The 6,612-nt window shown below is 38.3% G+C and carries 8 protein-coding genes, 1 tRNA gene and 1 pseudogene; 8 read left to right on the forward strand and 2 right to left on the reverse strand.

The annotated features are described in order from the left end of the window. The first annotated feature begins 25 nt into the window (after positions 1-25). From N9Y32_06725 to N9Y32_06760, 8 genes are all read left to right on the forward strand, one after another. Positions 26-101, forward strand: a tRNA-Trp gene (locus N9Y32_06725). A gap of 16 nt (positions 102-117) precedes the next feature. Beyond that, entirely contained in the window at positions 118-489 is a 372-nt protein-coding gene (secE, locus tag N9Y32_06730) for a preprotein translocase subunit SecE (GenBank protein ID MDB2590704.1), read from the forward strand. Positions 490-500: 11 nt separating this feature from the next. Beyond that, on the forward strand, positions 501-1,034 hold the full coding sequence (gene nusG / locus N9Y32_06735) for a transcription termination/antitermination protein NusG (GenBank protein ID MDB2590705.1): 534 nt from the start codon (positions 501-503) through the stop codon (positions 1,032-1,034). Positions 1,035-1,118: 84 nt separating this feature from the next. Continuing rightward, complete coding sequence (gene rplK, locus N9Y32_06740; GenBank protein ID MDB2590706.1) at positions 1,119-1,547, forward strand: 50S ribosomal protein L11; 429 nt, start codon at positions 1,119-1,121, stop codon at positions 1,545-1,547. Between the two features lie 4 nt (positions 1,548-1,551). Beyond that, positions 1,552-2,247 carry a 50S ribosomal protein L1 gene (gene rplA, locus N9Y32_06745; protein MDB2590707.1) on the forward strand — a complete coding sequence of 232 codons (696 nt, stop codon included), beginning with the start codon at positions 1,552-1,554 and terminating at the stop codon, positions 2,245-2,247. A 201-nt stretch (positions 2,248-2,448) separates the two neighbouring features. Further along, the gene (gene rplJ, locus N9Y32_06750; GenBank protein ID MDB2590708.1) at positions 2,449-2,967 is read left to right on the forward strand and encodes a 50S ribosomal protein L10; all 519 of its coding nucleotides are present in this window, start codon (positions 2,449-2,451) and stop codon (positions 2,965-2,967) included. 30 nt (positions 2,968-2,997) lie between these two features. Next, the gene (rplL, locus tag N9Y32_06755; protein MDB2590709.1) at positions 2,998-3,369 is read left to right on the forward strand and encodes a 50S ribosomal protein L7/L12; all 372 of its coding nucleotides are present in this window, start codon (positions 2,998-3,000) and stop codon (positions 3,367-3,369) included. 172 nt (positions 3,370-3,541) lie between these two features. After that, complete coding sequence (locus tag N9Y32_06760; GenBank protein ID MDB2590710.1) at positions 3,542-4,603, forward strand: hypothetical protein; 1,062 nt, start codon at positions 3,542-3,544, stop codon at positions 4,601-4,603. On the opposite strand, the pseudogene N9Y32_06765 reads toward N9Y32_06760, so the two are convergent. Next, positions 4,566-6,206: pseudogene (locus N9Y32_06765) on the reverse strand (DNA-directed RNA polymerase subunit beta'). The gene N9Y32_06760 and the pseudogene N9Y32_06765 sit on opposite strands and share 38 nt — an antisense overlap. A 13-nt stretch (positions 6,207-6,219) precedes the next feature. Then, positions 6,220-6,612, reverse strand: a 393-nt coding sequence (locus N9Y32_06770; protein ID MDB2590711.1) for a hypothetical protein, incomplete at its 5' end; no start/stop codon positions are given.

Here is a 6,612-nt window from a genome sequence, read left to right on the forward strand (position 1 = left end):
TTATGTCCGAGCCTTTGAAGTTTATAGGCGAGTGGCTCAATTGGTAGAGTAACGGTTTCCAAAACCGTTGGTTGGGGGTTCGAGTCCCTCCTCGCCTGCCATGTTAAAAGGTGTAATGTGAGTAAAACAATAGAAGGTCAGACAAAAGAATCATCACTAGGAATGAATTTATCAATCCTAATAGTGATCGCTTCTCTTGTTGTGTTTTATTTAGACCCTTTGGGGTTGGTAACAACACTATATAAAGTATTACTTTTATTAGTAGGCTTGGTAGTTGCTGGTTTGATATTTTTCAAATCACCCCAAGGTAAACGATTAAGCACTTTTATTAACGAAACCAAAATTGAATTACGTAAGGTTGTATGGCCTACGCGTGATGAAACTGTTAAGACGACAGGTATGATTATGGTGGCTGTTGTAATTGTTGCAATATTCTTATGGATAGTTGATGCATTCTTTTCATGGATTGTTCAATTATTAACAAATTAAGAGAGTTATAGATGGCAAAAAGATGGTACGTACTTCATGCTAGAAGCGGATATGAAGCCAAGGTAAAAAGCGCAATCGAAGATGCTGTTGTTAGAGAGGGTCTTGAAGATCTAATCAGCGAAGTGATGGTTCCGACTGAGCAAGTTGTCGAGCTAAAAGATGGTCAGAAAAAAATGGCTGAGCGTAAATTTTTTCCTGGCTATATGCTAATTAGTATGGAACTCACAGAGCCAAGTTGGTTGCTAGTCAAAAATACGAATAACGTAATTGGATTTATTGGCGGATCATCAGGTAAGCCTTCACCAATTACGCAGCGTGAAGCAGATCGTATTATGGCTCGTGTTCAAGAGGGTGCTGATAAACCTAAACCTAAGGTTGCTTACCAGCCTGGTGAAGAAATTTTGATTATTGACGGTCCATTTAACGAATTTAATGGAACTGTTGAAGCTGTAGATTACGATAAGAGTGTTCTTAAGGTTGAAGTATTGATCTTTGGTCGCGCCACTACAGTTGAGCTTGAATTTTCTCAAGTAAGTAAAACATAATAATAACGACTTTATGTCGTCAGTTGAACGGGGAGCTTAATAGGCGCTAGTACCCAAATGAGGAAACCCCTCAAGGAAGTTAAAATGGCTAAAAAAATTGAATCATATATTAAGCTTCAGGTGCCTGCACAAGAAGCTAACCCTTCACCCCCAGTTGGTCCTGCACTAGGTCAACACGGTGTAAACATCATGGAGTTTTGTAAGGCGTTTAACGCTAAAACTCAAGAAATTGACAAAGGTATGAAGGTACCTGTAATCATTACAGTTTACAGTGATCGTAGTTTCACATTCATCACTAAGACGCCACCTGCAGCATTGTTAATCTTAAAGGTAACAGGAATCAAGAAAGGTTCAAGTGCTCCTCATACTGATAAAGTTGGTAATATTACACGTGCCCAATTAGAAGAAATTGCAGCGATCAAAATGAAAGATCTTAATGCAAATGATATGGAAGCAGCAGTCACTATTATTGCTGGCACAGCCCGTTCTATGGGTATTACGGTGGAGGGTTAATCGGATGGCTAACTTAACTAAAAAACAAAAAAATATTGCTTCTAAATTAGAAATTGCAAAGCGTTACGCAATTGAAGATGCTTTGGCATTGATTAAAGACTGTGCAACTGCTAAATTTGATGAGTCTATTGATGTAAGTGTAAGGCTTGGTGTTGATGCTAAGAAATCTGACCAAAATGTACGTGGTGCAGTTGTATTGCCAAATGGTACTGGTAAAACAGTCCGTGTTGCGGTATTTACGCAAGGTGAAAACGTTGCTAAAGCCGAAGCAGCTGGCGCTGATATTGTTGGTATGGAAGACTTAATGAAATCTATGCAAGATGGCGATTTAAACTATGATGTTGTTATCGCTTCACCTGATGCAATGGGTGTTGTTGGTCGCTTAGGTCAGGTTTTAGGTCCCCGTGGTCTAATGCCAAACCCTAAAGTTGGTACGGTAACTCCAGATGTCGCTACCGCTGTTAATAATGCTAAAGCAGGTCAAGTGCGTTACCGTACTGATAAGGCTGGTATTGTTCATGCAGGTATTGGCAAGGCATCATTTGACGTTAAGTCATTAGCTGAAAATATTACTGCATTAATGGATGCGCTGAAAAAAGCTAAGCCTAGTTCAGCTAAAGGTGTTTACTTTAAAAAATTAAGTGTTTCTTCAACAATGGGTGCTGGCGTTTCTGTTGATTTAAACACGCTAGATATCTAGTAATATTAGCAAAAAAGAATTCTTTGGGTCGCAGGATAAATATCTTGCGTTCCTCAAAGACCATAGGTGTAAATTCTCCTCCTGGAGTTTTTACATAAATGATTGGTAACACAGTCGGCCTATGTAGAGGGTACGCAAGTACTCTGTGGCGAAAGTTGTAATAATATGACTTTCTTTTTTTAAACTGTTCAGGAGAGGCAAATGGCTCTAAATCTTGAAGCAAAAAAAGTTGTTGTCGAACAAGTTAATGCATTAGCAAATGATGCAATTTCTGTCGGCGTAGCTGAATATCGCGGATTGACAGTTGAACAAATGACTATGCTTCGTGCAAGTGCCTTAGATGCAAATGTATCTTTACGAGTTGTAAAGAATTCATTAGCAAAATTGGCATTTAACGAAACAACATGTGAGTGTGTATTACCGGTTCTTAGTGGGCCAGTAATTCTTGGATTTTCTCAGGAAGATCCAGGTGCAGTTGCTCGTGTGTTTAGCAACTTCGTTAAAGATAACGAAGATTTAGTCGTTAAGGGTTTGGGTGTTTCAGGTGAGTTTGTGGAAGCAAATCAACTTAAACGTATCGCAGACTTACCAACTAAAGATCAAGCGATTAGTACAGTTATGGCATTAATGTTAGCACCAGTTGAGAAACTAGCTAGAACTTTAAACGAAGTTCCAACTAAAGTAACTCGCGTCGTGTCAGCAGTAGCGCAACAAAAATAATAAACAAATAATATAAAAGGAGTAAATATCATGGCATTATCAAATGAAGATATTTTAAATGCAATTGCAGATATGTCTGTAATGGATGTTGTTGAATTAGTTTCAGCAATGGAAGAGAAGTTCGGTGTAAGTGCAGCAGCAGTAGCAGCAGCACCTGTGGCAGCTGAAGCTGGTGAAGCGGCAGCTGAACAAGACGAGTTTGATGTTGTAATGACATCTTTCGGTGAGAAGAAAGTTGCTGTTATTAAAGCAGTACGTGGTCTTACTGGCTTAGGTCTTAAAGAAGCGAAAGATATGGTTGAATCAGTTCCTGTTTCAATCAAAGAAGGCGCGTCTAAAGCTGAAGCTGAAGATGTTAAAAAGCAGCTTGAAGAAGCTGGTGCTACTGCTGAACTTAAGTAATAAGTTTAGCGTAAAACTCCAGAATCCCCACTAGGGGATTTTGGTGTTTATTGCATAAGCACTCTTTATTGAGTGCTATTTCAACCTATTACTTTAATTAAAGATATAGGTTGGTTTTATTTTAAGAAGAAAAACTTCTTATAAGAATTAGATCGACTAATACGAGGTATTTATGGCTTATTCATTTACGGAAAAAAAGCGCATTAGAAATAATTTTGGTTCAAGAGTATCAATCTTGCAAGAGCCAGATTTATTAGCAATTCAAATTGATTCTTTTAACGGCTTTATTCAAGCTGGAAAAGATAGCAAAGAAGATGTTGGCTTGCAATCAGTGTTTCAATCTGTTTTTCCTATTACAGCAGTTAACGGCTATGCCGAAATTGAATATGTAGATTATGAATTACAAGAGCCTAAGTTTAACGTAGAAGAATGTAAGTTACGTGGTGTAACTTTTGCTTCTACATTGCGCGTTAAACTTAACTTAGTATTGTTTGATAAAAATGGCTCTACGCTTAAGAAAAAACGTAAAGTTAAACAAATCATTGAAGAAGATGTCTATTTAGGTCAACTACCACTGATGACTGACACAGGTACGTTTGTTATTAATGGTACTGAGCGTGTTGTGGTTTCACAGCTACATAGATCTCCAGGTGTTATTTTTGAACATGATAAAGGTAAGACTCATTCGTCAGGCAAGATTTTATTCTCGTCACGTGTCATACCTTACCGCGGCTCATGGTTAGACTTTGAATTTGATCATCATGAGCATTTATATGTTCGAATAGATCGTCGTCGTAAACTTCCAGTTACAACATTGCTACGTGCAATGGGCCTATCTAGTGGTGAAATCCTTGACACTTTCTTTGAAAGTTCAACGATTAAAATGAAAGCTAAATCTTGCGAATTAGGCATTAAGCCGTCTCGTCTTCGCGGCACGATTGCTGAATTTGATATCTTATCTGGTAAAGATGTTGTGGTTGAAAAAAACCGCCGTATTACTGCCAAACATGTAAAGGTTTTAGAAGCTGCAGGTGTTAAAGTAATCAATGCACCATTTGAGTCTTTAATTAATAAAGTAATCTCTAGCGATATCGTTGATACAGAAACAGGTGAAATTCTGATTGCAACAAATACAGTTGTTTCTGAAGAAGTTCTTGAAGTTCTTATTGCTAATAAAGTTAAGAAGTTTAATGTCTTGCATGTAATGTTGCAAAACCAGCTTCATAAGCGTTAAGCGCTTCTGAAGGAGAAGTGAAAACCATGTCTTCACCCTTCTGATTAATCTTATCACGAGTCATATAATATAACCCCAAAATAACGTCCTGTGAAGGAACAATAATTGGCTCACCACTAGCAAGATGCAAAACGTTATTAGAAGCTAACATTAATGTTCTTGCTTCTAATTGTGCCTCTTCAGATAAAGGAACATGTACAGCCATCTGATCGCCATCAAAGTCAGCGTTAAATGCACCACAAACTAATGGATGCAATTGAATTGCCTTGCCTTCAATTAATAACGGCTCAAATGCTTGAATACCTAAACGGTGAAGTGTAGGGGCACGGTTTAGTAAAACGGGATGCTGATGCACTACTTTTTCTAAAATATCCCAAACTTCAGGTGTTTCTGCTTCAACCATTTTCTTGGCTGCTTTAATAGTCGACGCCAATCCTTTGGCTTGCAAACGGTTGTAAATAAATGGTTTAAATAACTCTAGTGCCATTTTCTTAGGCAGACCACACTGATGCAACTTAAGGTATGGACCACAAACGATAACCGAACGACCAGAATAGTCAACTCGTTTACCTAGTAAGTTTTGACGGAAACGACCTTGCTTGCCTTTAATCATGTCTGAGATAGACTTTAATGGGCGACGGTTGTTACCCATTACCGCACGACCACGACGGCCGTTGTCAATCAAAGAGTCTACCGCTTCTTGAAGCATACGCTTTTCATTACGTACAATAATTTCTGGTGCATCGAGCTCTAATAGACGAGCTAAACGATTGTTACGGTTGATAACACGACGGTATAGATCATTTAGATCAGAGGTCGCGAAACGACCACCATCTAATGGCACTAATGGACGTAAATCTGGTGGAAGAATTGGTAATACTTTAAGAACCATCCACTCTGGCTTGTTGCCAGATTGGATTAAAGAATCAATTAATTTAAGACGTTTATTGTATTTCTTAAGTTTAGTTTGAGACTTAGTATTTAAGCTGTCTTCACGTAAATTAGCTGCTTCTTTTTCAAGTTGCATTTCTGCTAAGACATCTTGAATTGCTTCAGCACCCATTTTTGCTTCAAACTCATCTTCACCATATTCATCAATTGCATCAAAGTACATTTCTTCAGTTAATAACTGCTTATATACTAAAGGCGTTGAACCAGGATCTGTGACTAAAAATGCTTCAAAATATAGTACACGCTCAATATCCTTAAGCGTCATATCCATTAATAAGCCTAGACGCGATGGTAGCGATTTAAGGTACCAAATGTGTGCAACAGGTGCTGCCAATTCAATGTGGCCCATACGCTCACGACGAACTTTAGAAAAAGTAACCTCAACACCACACTTCTCACAAACTACATTGCGAAACTTCATGCGCTTGTATTTACCACACAAACATTCGAAATCTTTCATTGGGCCGAATACTTTAGCACAGAATAAACCCTCTCTTTCTGGCTTAAATGTACGATAGTTAATGGTTTCAGGTTTTTTGACTTCACCATATGACCATGAACGAATTTTTTCAGGAGAGGCTAGACCAACTCTAATTGCATCAAAGTCTTGCTCTTTATTTTCTTGTTTTAATATTGCTAATAAATCCTTCATTTCACTCTCCTAATTAGTATTGTTCAAGTTCAACATCAATACCTAATGACCTGATCTCTTTAACAAGTACATTAAATGATTCTGGCATAACTGACTCTGTCTTATTCTTACCGTCAACAATACTCTTATACATCTTCGCACGACCAGCGACGTCATCAGACTTCACAGTTAGCATTTCACGCAATGTGTGTGCTGCACCATAAGCTTCTAATGCCCAAACTTCCATTTCACCGAAGCGCTGACCGCCAAATTGAGCTTTACCACTCAATGGTTGTTGTGTGACTAATGAATAAGGACCAGTAGAACGTGCATGCATCTTATCATCTACTAAATGATTTAGCTTAAGCATATGCATATAACCAACCGTAACTGGACGATCAAACGCTTCACCGGTTCGACCATCATA

The organism is Candidatus Thioglobus sp., from assembly GCA_028228555.1.
Classification (GTDB): Bacteria; Pseudomonadota; Gammaproteobacteria; order PS1; family Pseudothioglobaceae; genus Thioglobus_A.